The following is a 14,454-nucleotide window of genomic DNA, read 5'->3' on the forward strand; positions in this document are numbered from 1 at the left end:
GGGGACGTGGTCACGGCGCGGTCGGGAGGCGGACCGAGACCACGAGGCCGCCGCCGGGGCGGGGGGACAGGTCGAGCGCTCCGTCATGGGCGCGGACGACGCTGTGCACGATGGCCAGACCGAGGCCGACGCCGGCGTGTTCGTCCGTGCGCACGCGCTCCGACCCCCGCTGGAACGGCTCGGTGAGGGTCGGCACCAGGTCCGGTGGGAGCGGGCGGCCCGTGTTCTCGACGCGCAGCACGCTCGTGTCGCCGTACGTCCCGGTGTGGACCGTCACCGTGCCGCCGTCGGGGAGGTTGTGGACGACGGCGTTCTGGACGAGGTTCGTCACCATCCGCAGCAGGAGTTCCGCGGAGCCCCTCACCAAGGCGGCGTCACCGGTGACGTCGAGGGTGGTCCGGCGCCGTTCGGCGAGGGGCAGCAGCGTCTCGGCGGCCTCCTCGGCGAGGAGGGAGAGGTCGACGCACTCGCGGCTGAAAGCGCCGCCGTCGCCGCGGCCGAGCAGCAGGAGGGCCTCCGTGAGGTCGATCGCGCGGGTGTTCACGGTGTGCAGCCGTTCGATGATCTCGGTCCGGTCCCGCGCGGGGTCCTTGCGTGCGATGTCGAGCAGCGTCCGGGAGATCGCCAGCGGGGTGCGCAGTTCGTGGGAGGCGTTCGCCGCGAACCGCTGCTGCTCGGCGACGTGGGACTCCAGCTGTTCGAGCATCGAGTCGAAGGCGTCCGACAGTTCGCGGAACTCGTCCTGACGGCCCTCCATCCGGATCCGGTGGGACAGCGACCCCTGGCCGGCCGTGCGCGCCGCCGCCGTGATCCGCGTGAGGGGAGCCAGCATGCGGCCCGCCAGGAGCCAGCCGCCCACCAGGCCGAACACGAGCAGGAAGGCCATCGCCACGGCCGCGGCGGGCGCGAAGGTGTGGACGAGCAGGTAGCGGTTGGGCGAGATCCCCAGCAGGCCCTGGGAATTGTCGGGCACGTACCGCAGCAGGTACCCCCACACCACCGCCAGCAGGAGGGAGCCGGCGACGAAGAGGAAGCCGGCGTAGCTCAGGGCCAGTTTCATACGGGCACTGAGCCCCCGGCGCCTACGCATCGATCCGGTAGCCCACGCCCGGTACCGTGGCGATGAGCCAGGGCTCGCCGAGCCGTTTGCGCAGGGCGGAGACGGTGATGCGTACGGCGTTGGTGAGGGGGTCGACGTTCTCGTCCCAGGCCCGTTCCAGCAATTCCTCCGCACTCACGACTCCGCCCTCGGCGGCGACGAGCACCTCCAGTACGGCGAACTGTTTGCGCGTGAGCGCGACGTACCGTCCGTCGCGGAACACCTCCCGCCGGAAGGGGTCGACCCGCAGGCCCGCGAGCTCGCGGACCGGGGGCCGGGCGTGCGCGCGCCTGCGGTCGAGCGCCCTCAGGCGCAGTACCAGCTCGCGCAGCTCGAAGGGCTTCGTGAGGTAGTCGTCGGCGCCCAGCCCGAAGCCGGAGGCCTTGTCGTCGATCCGGTCGGCGGCGGTCAGCATGAGGATCGGCATGCCGCTGCCGGAGGCGACGATGCGACGGGCGACCTCGTCGCCGGAGGGGCCGGGGATGTCGCGGTCCAGGACCGCGAGGTCGTAGGAGTTGACGCTGAGCAGTTCCAGGGCGGAGTCGCCGTCGCCCGCGATGTCGGCGGCGATCGCCTCCAGCCTCAGTCCGTCACGGACGGCCTCGGCCAGGTAGGGCTCGTCCTCCACGATCAGTACGCGCATACCGGAAGCCTAGGCGCCGCGTCCTGCCGGCAGCGCGTGCGCGGGGCCGCGCGCACCGGCGCCTTCTCCGGACGGGACGCCGCGCCACCAGCGGCGCGACGCCAGCCCGGCCAGCGCGGCGCCGACCGCGTTGACGAGTACGTCGTCCACGGACGAGACCCGGTCCAGCCGGAACACGTACTGTGCCGTCTCCACCAGGACCGAGCAGCCCGCCCCCAGCGCCAGGACCCGTGGCACGGATGCCAGGGCCGCGAACCTGACCGGGGCGAAGAAGCCCAGCGACGCGAAGACGAGGAGGTTGCCGCCGATTCCGAGCGGCCCCATCGTGATCAGGTCCCGCAGTGGTAAGAGGCTCACCCGGCCGGGAACGACGCCGGCCCCGGAGCCCGGCATCAGGATCATCCACACGAACGGCACCGTCCCGTGCACCATGCCCACCTCGGCCAGCGACAGCCGCCACGCCGACGGGACACCGGCGGCACGCCGCAGGCGCGCCACGGCCCAGGCCAGCAGCACCGCCACCGGCAGCGTCACCAAGGTCATGAGCACGACGCCGTTGAACGTGTCGAAGCATCCGTGCCACCGCCCGGCCATGCACGTCGGAGCGGACATCATGAGCGGTCTGCGCAGCACGAAGAGGGCGCCCGCCAGTCCCAGGAGCGCCAGGCCGAGGAGCACGGTCCCGCCCGTACGACGGCGGGGTCGGGGCGGCGCTGAGAGGGATGCGTCGTGGATCATGCCCCCATTCGACACGTGGTGCGGTTGCCGCGGCGTATGCGGTTTTCGATACGCCCGCGATATACGGGGCCGGGCAATACGAGCAGGACGAGCAAGACGAGCAAGACGGGCAACACGGGCAGGACGAGCGCGCCGAGCAGCCGGTGCCGGGGAACGGCCCGCGCGGGCGGCTGGGACGATGTACGGATGATCATCTCCTCCGACGTCCCCTCGCCCTCCCTCACCGACCTGTGGCTGCGCGGGGTCGCGGCCAACACCGCAGCCCCGGCCGACGTCCTGCTGCGCCTGCTCGACCCGGCGGCGGGGGAGGCCCGGGAACTCCTGTGCGCGGGGCGCACCCTGCCGGACGAGGTGGTGGAGGCGGTCGTCGCGCACCCGGAGGCCAAGGTGCGCCGGGCCTTCGCCGGCAACCCCCATGTCCCGCCGGCCCAGCGCGGCCGTCTCGTCGCGGACCCCCACGACCTGGTGCGGGCGACGGTCGCCGGTGGACCCCGCCCGCGCCCGCGCCGGCCCCTGCCGCTGCCGGACGACGTCGTCATCACCCTGCTGACCGCGGAGGAGGAGCGTGAACCCCAACGGGTCACGGTCCACGAGATCGTGAGTGAGCTGTTGTCCTCCTGGCAGGTCTCCGCTTCCTTCCGGTACCGCATGTGCGGGCACGAGCACCCCGCGGTGCGGGCCCTCGCCGTGGACGTGTGGCACGCGCTCACCACCGAGCAGCGGGAGGCTCTGCTGGCCGATCCCCACCCGGACGTGCGGGGACGTGCCGAAGGCCGCGCCCGCGCGGGACAGCCGGATGCGCAGATGACGGAGCTTCCCGGACCCCGGCCGCGTGCGGTGGCAGATCCTCTGCAACGAGGCGGTACCGGATGCCGTCGTCGAAGCGGCCATGGCCGATCCGGACAGCCGGTGGTGCCTGGCCGGCAACCCGTACACGCCGGCCGACGCCGTCGCCCGGCTCGCCCGTGACGCCGACGCCGAGGTGCGCCTGCGCGTCGCAGCGCGGGCCGACCTGGATCCGGCCGTATGGGCCGAACTCCTGGAGGATCCCCATCAGCAGGTGCGTACGCGCGTCCGGGTGCAGCCACTGCCCCGCACCCAGGCGCAGTGCTGGTTGGTCGGCCACGAGATGGACGAAGGCGCCCACGACTGTGAGTGCCTGCTATTGGAGCCGTTCCCGCAGCCGGACCCGGCCTGGTACCGCGCCTGCGCCGAGTCCGGGGAAGTGGTGCTGCGCCTGGTGGCCGCGGCCTGGCCGGAGCTTCCCGCCGACCTCGTGGCACGGCTGGCGCGGGACCCGCACGAGGAGGTGCGCCACCGGCTGGCCGTACGGCACCCGCTGGCCCCGGCCGAGACCGTCCTCGCGGCCTTCGTCGCCAGGCCCGCGCAACGCTCCTACCTGCTCCTGCAGAACAAGGTGCCGCGGACCGGACTGGGCCACCTCCTCGATCACGAGGACCCGGAGGTACGGGCGCTCGCCGCCGCCGATCCCAGCCTCGGGCGGGCCCCCGTGGAACTCCTGGCGGACCCGGACGACCGGGTCCGCCGTGCCGTCGCGGCCAACCCGCTCTTCGCCGGGGAGACGCTGGAGGCGCTGCTCCACGATCCGGCGACGGCCGAGGGCGCGGCCGCCAACCCGGGCCTGCCGGCCGCACGCCTGCACGCCCTGCTGGACCGGGCGTCACTGCCCCGCCGACCCGCCTCGGCCCGCCCCGAACGACCGCACCCGTAGGGTGGGTTCGAGAGCAGAACGCCGATGTGGATCAGGGGGACCCGTGACGGCCGTGGATGCACCGCCCATCGTCTTCGTACACGGTACGAGGTTCAGCGCGGGCCAGTGGAGCCCTCAAGTCACGGCGCTCCGGCCGGACTTCCCGGTGACCGCCGTCGACCTGCCGGGTCACGGCGCCCGGGCGGCCGAGCCCTGGAGCCTGGAGGCGGCGACTGAGGTCATCGCCTCCGCGGTGGACTCGCTCGGCCGCGGGCCCGCTCTCGTCGTCGGGCACTCGCTCGGCGGCTACGCGGCCCTGGAGTTCGCGCGCCGCCGCCCCGGACTGCTGCGCGGGCTGGTCCTCGCCGGGGCCAGCCTGTCGACGCGCGGAGCGTGGGCGGCCCCGTACCGCTTGGTCGCCGGGCTCGTCCCGCGCATACCGGCCGACCGGCTGACCCGGTGGAACGACCGGCTCCTGCGCCGCCTCCATCCCCCGGAGGTGGTCGAGGCGACGATCCGCGCCGGCTACGCCTTCCACACGCTCCCGGCGGCCTGGGGCGAGGTACTGGGCCGCTTCGACGCGCGCGCGATGCGCCATGTGGATGCCCCGGTGCTCATCCTGAACGGCGAGAAGGACACCGCCTTCCGCTCCGGCGAGCGGGAGTTCGCCCGTGCCCACCCGGACGCCCGCATCGAACTGGTCCCACGGGCCCGGCACCTCGCGAACTTCGACGACCCCGTGGCCTTCACCGATGCCGTTCGCCGATTCGCCCTGCACCTGCCCCCGCGCCCGTGACGCCTCAAGCCCCGCCGTGGTCACCGATCCGTACCGTCTCCACCCAGGCCGGGGGAGCGGGCGGGGTCTCGCCGATCAGGGCGGCGATCAGCCGGCAGGACGGGGTCTCGTCCGGCCACGGCGTGTATCCATCGGTCAGCACGATCACGACGTTCGGGCGGTCGGGCACGGCCAGTGCCGCGCTGATGCCGACCCGCATGTCCGTGCCCCCGCCGCCGGCCAGGGTCACCTCGCCCGCGCTGCGCACCCGCGTCACCGCCTGCACGTCGGCATCGCACGCGAGGACGGTCACCCGGTTTCCGCCGACGCCCACCTCCCGCAGGACGCCGGTGATCTCCGCGAGCGCTACAGCGAGGTCGTCGGGGCCCATCGACCCCGAGGTGTCGACGATGACGGCCACTCGCGGCAGCGGCCTGCGCAGGCTCGGCAGCACCACCCGCCCGGCGAGGGCCGGCGTGCGGCGCGAGGGACGGCGGTAGGTGTAGTCCACCGCCCCCGCCGCCCAGGCGGCGGCCTCGCGGACCGCTCCCGCCAGGGCCTGGCGCCAGTCGACGGAAGGCTCCAGCAGCTCCTCCGCCCACCGGGCCCAGCCCTGCGGCACCCGGCCCCGGGTGCGCTGGTGCGCGCGGACGGCCTGCGCGGTCTGCCGGCGCAGTGCCTCCGCCTCCACCGGGCCGACCCGCGCGGGAACGCCGTCCTCGCCCAGCTCCCAGGGCATGGGCGTGCCGTGCGCGCCGGAACCGCAGTCCGGCCCGTGGGGCGTCGGAGGAATGTCCGGCAGATAGGTCTCGAACAGCCCGCCCGTGGGCAGGCCGTAGAGCCTCGGCTCCACCCGGCCCTCGGGCAGCGCGAGCCCGTCCGCGAGCAGGTCGTCGTTGATCTCGCAGTCCTGGGCGATGTTGATCCGGACGTGGTCGCGCTGGTCGGCGGCCGGCAGGCGCTCGGCCCGGCCGTGGTGGTCGCGCAGCAGGTGCGCCACCTCGTGGACCCACACCCCGGCCAGCTCGGCGACCGGCGTCGCCTCCACGAAGGCGGGGGAGACGTAGCACCGCCAGTGGCGGTCGACGCCCATGGTGCGCACCCCGGCCGAGGAGACCACGGTCAGCGCGTACAGCGCGGAGGCGAGGTACGGGCGGGCCTCGGCCGCCCGGTAGCGGGCGGCCAGCAGCTTCGCGCGGTCCAGGCGCCGCTCCACGTCCGGCACCGGGCCTCAGCCGCTGCCGGGCAGCGAACCGGACAGCTGGAGCAGCTCCACGAACGCGTCGATGCCCGCGGGCACCGGCCAGTCCAGGTCCCGCATCGCGGCGAGGTCGGCGGCGGCACGGGCCGCGACGTCCGGTACGCCCGCGTCCACGGCCTTGGCCAGTACCGCCCAGCCCGCCTCCCACCGGGGCCGGGTGAGCTCGCTCTGCACGGCCGCGACCACGGCGATCAGGAACGCCAGCTGCCGGTCGCCGCGTTCGGGCAGCGCGAAGGCGTCCGGGTCGGCCAGCACCCGGTCCGGGTCGGGCAGGTCGAGGTGTTCGAGGTACGAGAGCAGCTCGATCCCGGCGGCCTCCCCGACGGCCCCGGTGAGCGCGGCGGCCAGTGCCTCCCGGCCCGTGGAGGCCGCGTATCCGGTGGCCAGCAGCCGCAGGGCCATCTCCCAGGTGCGGGGGGAGGGCCAGCCGCGACCGCGTCCCGCGGCCTCGGACGGCATGTGGTGGACCAGCCCGGGCCGGGCGGTCAGGAAACCGGAGACGGCGCCGCGGGCGCGGGCGACCGCCCCGGACGCCCTGGCGGGATCGACCGTGGGGATCGCCACCTCGGGCCAGGTGCCCGCCATGCCGCGAGCCACGGTGCGCGGGTTGTGCGTCCAGTCGAGGTGGACGAAGCGGTTGGCGAGCGGCGGGCTGAGGTGCCAGCCGTCCGCGGCGCTGGCGGGCGGATTCGCCGCGGCCACGATCCTTACGGCAGGGGGGAGTTGCAGGCTGCCGACCCGGCGTTCCAGGACCACGCGCAGCAGCGCCGCCTGGACGGCGGGCGGGGCGGAGGACAACTCGTCGAAGAACAGCAGCCCGTGGCCGGTGCGAGCCAGGCGGACCGCCCAGTCCGGCGGGGCCATGGGGACACCGGTGGTGGCGGGGTCGTCGCCGACGATCGGCAGACCGGCGAAGTCGGACGGCTCGTGGACGCTGGCGATCACGGTCTCCAGCGGGACCCCGAGCGCGGTGGCGAGCTGCTCCATGCCGGCGGACTTGCCGATCCCCGGCTCACCCCACAGCAGCACCGGCTGATTGGCCGTCACGGCCAGTGCCAGCGCCTCCAGTTGCGGGTTGGCGGCGGACTCGGTACGGGTGGCGCCGAGCCGGGCGCCGAGTGCGTCGGCGGCGGCCAGCGCCCGGGCGGGCTGCGGTCGGGTGGCATTCATGCGTCGTCGTCCTCTCCGCTCTCGTCGCCGTCGCCGTCGCCGTCGCTTTCGCCGTCGCCTTCGCCGTCGCCTTCGCCTTCGCCTTCGTCCTCGTCGTCCTCTTCTTCCTCGTCGTCCCAGTACTCCATGTGCTCGTCGAACCAGTCCGCGCCGACGTCCGGGAATTCCGCCTCGACGCGTTCCCGCAGGAAGGTGAGGTCGGTGCGCTTGTAGCGCAGGATCTCCTGGGCCACGGACAGGTCCATCTCGTCCATGACGTCGATCCGGGCACCCGCCGCCAGCAGGGCCTTGACGAGGTCCACCGAGCCACCCCAGTGAACGGCCGACAGCAGCGGGGTGCGGTACTCCTTGTCCCGCGCCTCCAGGTCCAGACCGGCCGCCAGCAGCCGCGGCAGCAGCACCTCGTGGTCGAGCAGGTGGAGCGCGTGCAGCAGCCCGCGGTGACGGCCGTCGCGGATCCGGGGGTCCACGCCCGCGTCGAGCATGGCCACGACACCGGGGGTGTCGCCGTGCTGGACGCGCAGGAAGAACGCCCGCCGCTGCGCGCGCAGGCCGCGCGGCAGCCGTCCCTCGCCCGTGGTCCAGGACTGCTGCACGGCGAAGCACCCGGAGACCGCGCCGCCGAACGCCCGCATCGCGCGCTCCCGTTGCTGCTCCTCGGGGGTGTGCGGCACGTCGAGCACGCCTCCGCGTGAGCGCACCTCGTGCCATCCACCGCGGCATCGCACCCGGACCGGCCCGCTGTCCTCGTCGGGGCCGGGCGGGCCCACCGCCGGGCCGGCGTCGGGGAACAGCGCGGCGGCGACGAGCGGGTGCAGCTCGCGCGGCGGGGTCCGCCCGGTGCGGACCAGTTCGAGGTCGGGCAGCAGTTGCCAGGCGTATTGGGGGAGACCCGGCAGGGAGGTCGCCTGGGCCTGCGGGACGATGCGGGCCAGGACGGCGTCGGGACCGGTGTGCTCCAGGACGAGGGAGTAGGGCCAGGTGGCCGGGAGCCGGTACCGGTCGCCCGAACCGGCCGCCACGAGCCGCGTCACCTCCGGGGCGATCCGCGCGAGATCGGACGGCACCTGTGCGAGCAGCGTCTCCGGGTCCACCGGGCGCTGGTACGCGTGGTCCGGCGGGGCCACCGTCAGGTCGCAGGTGATGCCCGCGGCCCGGTAGGCGCCGAGCGTGTCCCCGGCGGCCCGCAGCTCCGCGATCCGCTCGGCGAGGCCGTCCGGGTCGGCGAAGCGCGCACCCAGGTCACCGGCGTGGCGGGCGTCCCAGAAGGGCCGCATGGCCGTCCAGTGCTCAGGGACGAAACCGCGTCCCGTGTACGCGTTCCGCTCGATGACGACGGGCGCGCAGTGCAGGAGCAGCCGCTGCGAACCCTCGGTCAGGACGGGCGTGGTGACCGACAGGGCGGGCCCGCCGGGCCCGCCGTACGAGGCCAGCACGATCCGCCGGTCGGGCAGGAGGGTGGTACGCCCGCCCAGGAGCCGGGGCAGGTGCCAGCGCAGCAGGTCGGGCGCGAGGTGGAGCAGGTCCCCCGCCACGGCCTCGGCCACGTCCGCGCCGTACCGGGCTTCGAGATCGGGCAGCTCGAAGGCGACGTCGACGGCGGCTGCCGCGCAGGCCGCCCGCCAGTCACCGGCCAACCGGTGCGCGGTGGCCCGCTCGATCATCCAGCCGGGCACGGCGTACCGGCGGATCCGCTGCCATGCGCTGCCGTCCTCCTGCCGGAAACCGCCGTGCGGTCCGGCGCCGGCCGCGCTCACCGGTACACGCTGCCGATGGCGCGCACGTCGGGGTGGGCACCGCGGGCCGGGCGGAGCCGTTCGGTGAAGGAGCGCTTCACGCGGCGGGGGAGTCCGGGGCCCAGCCCGACGTACTCCAGGGGCGTGTCGTCGGGCACCGCGGCGAGCAGGCACTTCGCGCCGCGCCCGGTCAGGCCGGTGTGGCGCAGCTCCAGCCGGCGCAGGGGACTGCCGGGGAGGGCGGCGGCCAGGGCGTACGCCCCTTCGTCACCGGGCAGGTTGCCGGGCGCCCCGAGACTGCGCTCGGACAGGGTCCGCCCGAGGTCGAGCGCCTCGATGCCGCCGAGGGAGGCGGCCAGCGCACGCGCTCCGGCGGCGCCGATGCCGTTGCCGCCGAGCCCCAGGCGGACGGGGTGTGCGGAGTCGTCCGCGGCGGAGGCGAGGACCGCGGCGCCCACGTCGCCGAGATGGTTGGCGGGGACGTACAGCTCGCGCACCCCCGCGTCCCGGACGAGGGCGGCCAGGAGCGGGGCGGCGTCGGCGCCGAGGCCGTTGCCGCCGAGGAAGAGCCGCTCCAGGGGGTGTTCGCGCTCCAGGAGGGCGTCGAGCAGGAGACGGACCCCGTCGGCGCCGATTCCGGTGTTGACCAGGTCGAGGGTCCGCAGGGCGGTGTTGCGGCGCAGCAGCGCGGCGAGCGTGCGGGCGCCGTCCTCGAAGAGCGGGTTGCGCTTGAGCCAGAGCGCGCGGACGGTGGTGTCCTCGGCGAGCGCACCGGCGAGGGAGTCCACCCCGTCGGGGCCGATCCGGTTGCAGCCGAGGTAGAGGGTGTGCAGCCCGTGGCCGTCGGCGGTGAGGGCGTCGGCCAGGGCGGCGGCGCCCGTGTCGCCGATGACGTTGGTGCCGAGGAGCAGGTGGGTGGCGTGCGCGGAGGCGGCCGCGGCCGGCAGCAGCCGGGCGGCCCCGGCCGGGCCGAGACCCTGCTTGCAGAGGTCGACGCGGCCGTCCGCGCGCAGGGTGCCGAGCGGGAAGGTCTCGTCGGCGTCGACGGGACGGTCCGCGGCGAGCCGGGCGAGCAGCGGGTCGAGGCCGGCCGGGTCGGCCGGCGGCAGGTCGGGGTGCTCGATCGCGGGGCACCGTACGTGTGTCGGCTGTGTCATCACCACTCCACCGGTTTCCTTCGCCGGTGCCCGGCGTCCGTCACGACGTGAGACGTGTACTGCTACCGCAGGACTGCGGAAGAATACGCAAGACCGGTCGGATTCGAACCGACGTCCTCCAGCTCGATGCGTGGGCGCGACGACCTCTGCGCTACGGCCTTGCTGCCGGTGATCATACCCACCGGGCGGCCGAAAATCGATCACCAGTTCTGGGTGGGTGCGGTCGAGGCTGTCTGAGCCGGGCCGGACGGTGAACCGGCCGCGTTCGCGGCGGAGTTGAGCCAGTCCTCGGTGGTGCGGCCGGTGTGCCTGGTGGGGGTGCCGGGTGCTATGTAATGTCACATCGCATGATGCTCTTACGTCGTGCGGCATCGGCCGCCGCCCTCCTCGCCACCGTCCTCCCCCTGGCGATCGCCTCCCCCGCCCACGCCGCCGCCGACGGGGCGCCCGGCTGTCGTCACCCGGCGTCGGTCCCGCTCGACGCCGAGCAGTCCCGGCTCGCGGACGCCCGGACCACCGCCCTCGTCGAGCGCGGCGGACTCGGCGACTTCGTACGCCGCTTCCCCGCGGCCCTGTGCACGACGCGCGATCCCGCCGAGGCCGGACGGCTCCTCGACGCCTGGGGCGAGGCCGTCTGGCAGGCCTCCGTACGGCGCGCCCAGGGACAGCGCCCCGGCGGCGACCTCGCCGCCGGGGACGACCGGCCGCTGTACTGGGCGCGGCTCGGCATGACCGCCGCACTCGCCCGCTGGCAGCCGGAGTTCACCGTCGACCGGGCCGCGCTGCGCGCCCGCTTCGAAGACGCCTCCCGCGGCCTCACCGACAACGCCTTCCGCACGGCCCCCGGCGTACGGAGGATCTTCATCAGCGGGTTCGACCCGTTCGGGCTCGACGCCGAGATACGCCGCGCCAACCCGTCCGGATCCGCCGCCCTCCAACTCAACGGGCGGCGCGTGACCCTCGCCGACGGCAGCCCGGCCGAGATCCGCGCCGTCGTCCTGCCCGTCCGCTACGCCGACTTCGACGCCGGAATGGTCGAACGGGCCTTCGCCCCGCACCTCACCGCGGGCCCCGCGGCGGCCGACATCATCACCACCGTCAGCCAGGGCTACCCCGGCATCTTCACCCTGGAGGACTGGGCCGGGCGGGCCCGGTCCGCCGACCCGTACCCCGACAACGCGCGCGCCCTCTCCGGCGGCACCCGCGAACACCCGGTGACGGCCCCCGGCCTCGGCCCCGGCCCGGAGTTCATCCGCACCACGCTGCCCGCCGACGCGGTGACCTCTGCCGTGCAGACCCCCTACCCCGTCCTCCTCAACGGCGACGTCACCGAGATCCCGGCCGGCGGCACGGCACCCGTCGACCGTTCCGACGGCCCCACCCCCGGCTCGCGGGCCGTGGCGGGCGGCGGTGGCGGCTACCTGTCCAACGAGGTCGCCTACCGCTCCAACCGGCTGCGCGCCGAACTGGCCCCGCACCTGCCCGGCGGCCACCTCCACACCCCGGTGCTCACCGGCCTGCCGGCCGACCCCCGGCTGCTGACCGGCCCCGAGTTCGAGCGCAACGAGAGCGCGATCACCGCGGAGGTCCGCGCCGTCCTCGAACACGCCGCCATACGGCGGTAGTCACCGCACCCGCCTGCGGTGCGTCACCCCGCCATGCGGCAGGATGGCAGCCCGTTCCGGATGCGTGCACACGCCCGAACGCGGCCCACAGCACGACGAACTGACAGGTGACAAGGTGACGACACACCTCATACGACGGCCGGCGGCGCCCACCGCCACAGCCACGGGCCGACGCCGCGCAGCCGAGGGGGTCCGTTGAACCGGGACCTCGTCCTGCACGACTGGCTCGTCGCGGGTATCGCCCTGGCGGCGGGCGCCGCGGCCGGACTGCTGCTGCGCACCCTCCTGCGCTGGCTGGGCCGGCACGCCGAACGCACCCGCTGGCGCGGCGACGACATCATCGTCGACGCGCTGCGCACCATCGCCCCCGGCGCCGCGCTGATCGCCGGCGCGGCGGTGGCTGCCACGACCCTGCCGCTCACCGCCCGCGTCTCGGGCTTCGTGAACCAGTCACTGACCGCGCTGCTCATCCTCATCGCCACGCTCAGCACGGCGCGGGTCGTCGCGGGCCTCGTCCAGTCCGTGGCGGGCACGCGCACCGGAGTGGCCGCGTCGGCGTCCATCTTCGTCAACATCACGCGCATCGTGGTCCTCGTGATGGGCGTGCTCGTCGCCCTGGAGACCCTCGGCGTGTCGATCGCACCCCTGGTCACCGCCCTCGGCGTGGGCGGTCTGGCGGTCGCGCTGGCCCTCCAGGACACCCTCGCCAACCTCTTCGCCGGCGTGCACATCCTCGCGTCGAAGACGGTGCAGCCGGGGGACTACATCCGGCTCACCAGCGGCGAGGAGGGCTACGTCGTCGACATCAACTGGCGCAACACGGTGGTGCGCAACCTGTCGAACAACCTGGTCATCATCCCCAACGCCCGTCTGGCACGCACCAACATGACCAACTACACCCAGCCGGAACAGCAGTTCTCGATCCTGGTGCAGGTGGGAGTGGGCTACGAGAGCGACCTGGAGCACGTCGAGAAGGTGACGCTGGAAGTCGTCGACGGCGTGATGGCGGACATCAACGGAGCCGTCCCCGACCACGAAGGGGCCGTCCGCTTCCACACGTTCGCGGACTCCCGCATCAACTTCACCGTGATCCTGGGCGTCGGTGAGTTCAGCGACCAGTACCGGATCAAGCACGAGTTCGTGAAGCGCCTGCACCGGCGCTTCCGGGCGGAGGGCATCTCGATCCCGGCCCCGACCCACACGATCGCCCTCCAGCGCGACGACCTCCCGGCGGCGTCCCCGACCGCCGCGGTACCCCACCAGCGCGGGTCGTCCCCCCTGTAGCGCGCGCCGGGCCCGGTGCCGCGGAGCGCCCTGCCGCGCGCCGCCGGTCCGGCGGCACCGGTCCGGCGGCACCGGTGCGGCGGCACCGGGCCGGCGGCACCGGTCCGGCGGCGCGCGCGTGCACAGGCGTCCTCAGGGTTTCGCGCCTCGCGGGGCCGGCTCGTCGCACGGTTCAGGGAGTGCGGGCGGACGGCGTCACGTACAGGAGGGAGACGGCGCTGATCGCTTCGCGCAGGCCGTGTGGCCGTGCCGTGTTCCTTCCGATCGAAGACGCCGGCCAGCCGGGACCCAGCAGCAGCATCAGCGGGGCCGTCCGTGCCCCGCGGAGCCCGAAACCGGTGTGGGCCAGCTGCCGTGCCAGTGCCGTGTCAGCGGTGGAGCGGGACTGCGACCACAGCGCCACGGCCGCGGGGCCGAGCCGGCGCACTGCCGCCTCCAACGCGACCGCGGGTACCGCAGCGCCGAACATCCTCAGCGGCCAGCCCTGCTCGGCGATGCCCGCGGCGAAGGCTTCCAGGGGGAGCGTGTGCTGTTCGGCCGGCGTGCAGGCCAGGACCACAGGCGGGCCTTCGAAGCGTGCGGGGGTTCGCGCCACCGTCGCCTTGCGCAGCGCGGTCGACACGTGCCACGACAGCAGGTGTTCGACCTCCACGTAACGCTCGTCCGTCGTCTCCCACTTGCGGCCCACCGCGTGGAGGGTGGGAGCCATCACCTCCTCCCACGCCGTCACCAGGCCGTGCTCGTCCACGGCGTTCCTGAGCAGGGCTTCCATGGCCGTGCCGTCCAGCCGGAGGGCAGCGCGCGCGAGTCCGCGGCACTCGGGTCGGGCGGTCCCCAGGGGCAGGCCGCCACCCGGCACGGGTTGCCGCGGGGACGCCGCCGGAGTCGTGCGCGTCGGTCCCTGTACGGGGTGGGTGCCGGCCTGCGGGTCGCGCTGCGACATGGCCGCGCGGGCGGCCTCGGCGGGCGGAATCCCCGATGCGGTCAGACGGCACATCTCGTCGAGCATCGCGACGTCCTGGGGCGCCCAGCGCCTGTGCTTGCCGCCTTGCCTGCGGGCGGGAGCGATTCCGTAGCGGTGCTCCCAGGAACGCACCGTCGTGGGAGAGACTCCCAGACGCCGAGCCACCGCGCCGGTCGAGATGCCGAAGGAGGCATCGCCGCTGTCGTCGGCCGGGGAGGCCGTCGTGGCATCCCGGAGGGCGGGCGGATTGCGGGGCCTGGAGGTGGTCAAGGGAGCCTCCGATACGTGATG

At 74.5% G+C, this 14,454-nt stretch carries 12 protein-coding genes and 1 pseudogene; 4 read left to right on the forward strand and 9 right to left on the reverse strand.

Annotated features, from left to right (window positions below; all coding sequences use genetic code 11):
* Positions 1-10: 10 nt before the first annotated feature.
* The 3 genes from AC2RP6_RS36640 to AC2RP6_RS36650 are packed head-to-tail and all read right to left on the reverse strand — an operon-like array spanning position 11 to position 2,480.
* On the reverse strand, positions 11-1,090 hold the full coding sequence (locus tag AC2RP6_RS36640) for a sensor histidine kinase (protein WP_486450131.1): 1,080 nt from the start codon (positions 1,088-1,090) through the stop codon (positions 11-13).
* Complete coding sequence (locus AC2RP6_RS36645) at positions 1,083-1,742, reverse strand: response regulator transcription factor (RefSeq protein ID WP_486450132.1); 660 nt, start codon at positions 1,740-1,742, stop codon at positions 1,083-1,085. Before AC2RP6_RS36645 ends, AC2RP6_RS36640 begins: the two co-directional genes overlap by 8 nt.
* A 9-nt stretch (positions 1,743-1,751) precedes the next feature.
* Positions 1,752-2,480 carry a VanZ family protein gene (locus AC2RP6_RS36650; RefSeq protein ID WP_486450133.1) on the reverse strand — a complete coding sequence of 243 codons (729 nt, stop codon included), beginning with the start codon at positions 2,478-2,480 and terminating at the stop codon, positions 1,752-1,754.
* Positions 2,481-3,312: 832 nt separating this feature from the next.
* On the opposite strand from AC2RP6_RS36650, the gene AC2RP6_RS36655 reads away from it, so the two are divergent.
* Together AC2RP6_RS36655 and AC2RP6_RS36660 are read left to right on the forward strand one after the other, a co-directional pair.
* Complete coding sequence (locus AC2RP6_RS36655; protein WP_486450134.1) at positions 3,313-4,212, forward strand: hypothetical protein; 900 nt, start codon at positions 3,313-3,315, stop codon at positions 4,210-4,212.
* Between the two features lie 43 nt (positions 4,213-4,255).
* Positions 4,256-4,987 (forward strand): alpha/beta fold hydrolase, encoded by a 732-nt coding sequence (locus AC2RP6_RS36660; RefSeq protein ID WP_486450135.1) that lies wholly within the window; start codon positions 4,256-4,258, stop codon positions 4,985-4,987.
* Between the two features lie 4 nt (positions 4,988-4,991).
* Here AC2RP6_RS36660 and AC2RP6_RS36665 read toward each other — a convergent pair whose 3' ends face one another.
* From AC2RP6_RS36665 to AC2RP6_RS36685, 5 genes and pseudogenes are all read right to left on the reverse strand, one after another.
* The gene (locus AC2RP6_RS36665) at positions 4,992-6,182 is read right to left on the reverse strand and encodes a vWA domain-containing protein (RefSeq protein ID WP_486450136.1); all 1,191 of its coding nucleotides are present in this window, start codon (positions 6,180-6,182) and stop codon (positions 4,992-4,994) included.
* Positions 6,183-6,197: 15 nt separating this feature from the next.
* Positions 6,198-7,397 carry an AAA family ATPase gene (locus AC2RP6_RS36670; protein ID WP_486450137.1) on the reverse strand — a complete coding sequence of 400 codons (1,200 nt, stop codon included), beginning with the start codon at positions 7,395-7,397 and terminating at the stop codon, positions 6,198-6,200.
* Positions 7,394-9,154, reverse strand: coding sequence for an ankyrin repeat domain-containing protein (locus tag AC2RP6_RS36675; protein ID WP_486450138.1), 1,761 nt, complete (start codon positions 9,152-9,154; stop codon positions 7,394-7,396). The genes AC2RP6_RS36670 and AC2RP6_RS36675 overlap by 4 nt, the downstream gene beginning before the upstream one ends.
* Positions 9,151-10,290, reverse strand: a complete 1,140-nt coding sequence (locus AC2RP6_RS36680; protein WP_486450139.1) for a leucine-rich repeat domain-containing protein — start codon at positions 10,288-10,290, stop codon at positions 9,151-9,153. The genes AC2RP6_RS36675 and AC2RP6_RS36680 overlap by 4 nt, the downstream gene beginning before the upstream one ends.
* A gap of 88 nt (positions 10,291-10,378) precedes the next feature.
* A pseudogene (locus AC2RP6_RS36685) lies at positions 10,379-10,451 on the reverse strand.
* 186 nt (positions 10,452-10,637) lie between these two features.
* Between AC2RP6_RS36685 and AC2RP6_RS36690 the strand changes: the two are divergent.
* Both AC2RP6_RS36690 and AC2RP6_RS36695 read left to right on the forward strand, forming a co-directional pair.
* Positions 10,638-11,915 carry a pyroglutamyl peptidase gene (locus tag AC2RP6_RS36690; protein WP_486450140.1) on the forward strand — a complete coding sequence of 426 codons (1,278 nt, stop codon included), beginning with the start codon at positions 10,638-10,640 and terminating at the stop codon, positions 11,913-11,915.
* A 195-nt stretch (positions 11,916-12,110) separates the two neighbouring features.
* Positions 12,111-13,199 carry a mechanosensitive ion channel family protein gene (locus tag AC2RP6_RS36695; RefSeq protein ID WP_486450141.1) on the forward strand — a complete coding sequence of 363 codons (1,089 nt, stop codon included), beginning with the start codon at positions 12,111-12,113 and terminating at the stop codon, positions 13,197-13,199.
* Positions 13,200-13,371: 172 nt separating this feature from the next.
* On the opposite strand, the gene AC2RP6_RS36700 is transcribed toward AC2RP6_RS36695, so the two are convergent.
* On the reverse strand, positions 13,372-14,433 hold the full coding sequence (locus tag AC2RP6_RS36700) for a MerR family transcriptional regulator (RefSeq protein ID WP_486450142.1): 1,062 nt from the start codon (positions 14,431-14,433) through the stop codon (positions 13,372-13,374).
* Between the last annotated feature and the right edge of the window lie 21 nt (positions 14,434-14,454).

It is taken from the genome of Streptomyces sp. WAC03905, from assembly GCF_057371075.1.

Coding starts and splice junctions, on each gene's coding strand:
- AC2RP6_RS36680 (WP_486450139.1), bottom strand. CDS start 10,290: ATGACACAGCCGACACACGTACGGTGCCCCGCGATCGAGCACCCCGAC.
- AC2RP6_RS36640 (WP_486450131.1), bottom strand. CDS start 1,090: ATGCGTAGGCGCCGGGGGCTCAGTGCCCGTATGAAACTGGCCCTGAGC.
- AC2RP6_RS36645 (WP_486450132.1), bottom strand. CDS start 1,742: ATGCGCGTACTGATCGTGGAGGACGAGCCCTACCTGGCCGAGGCCGTC.
- AC2RP6_RS36670 (WP_486450137.1), bottom strand. CDS start 7,397: ATGAATGCCACCCGACCGCAGCCCGCCCGGGCGCTGGCCGCCGCCGAC.
- AC2RP6_RS36650 (WP_486450133.1), bottom strand. CDS start 2,480: ATGATCCACGACGCATCCCTCTCAGCGCCGCCCCGACCCCGCCGTCGT.
- AC2RP6_RS36690 (WP_486450140.1), top strand. CDS start 10,638: ATGATGCTCTTACGTCGTGCGGCATCGGCCGCCGCCCTCCTCGCCACC.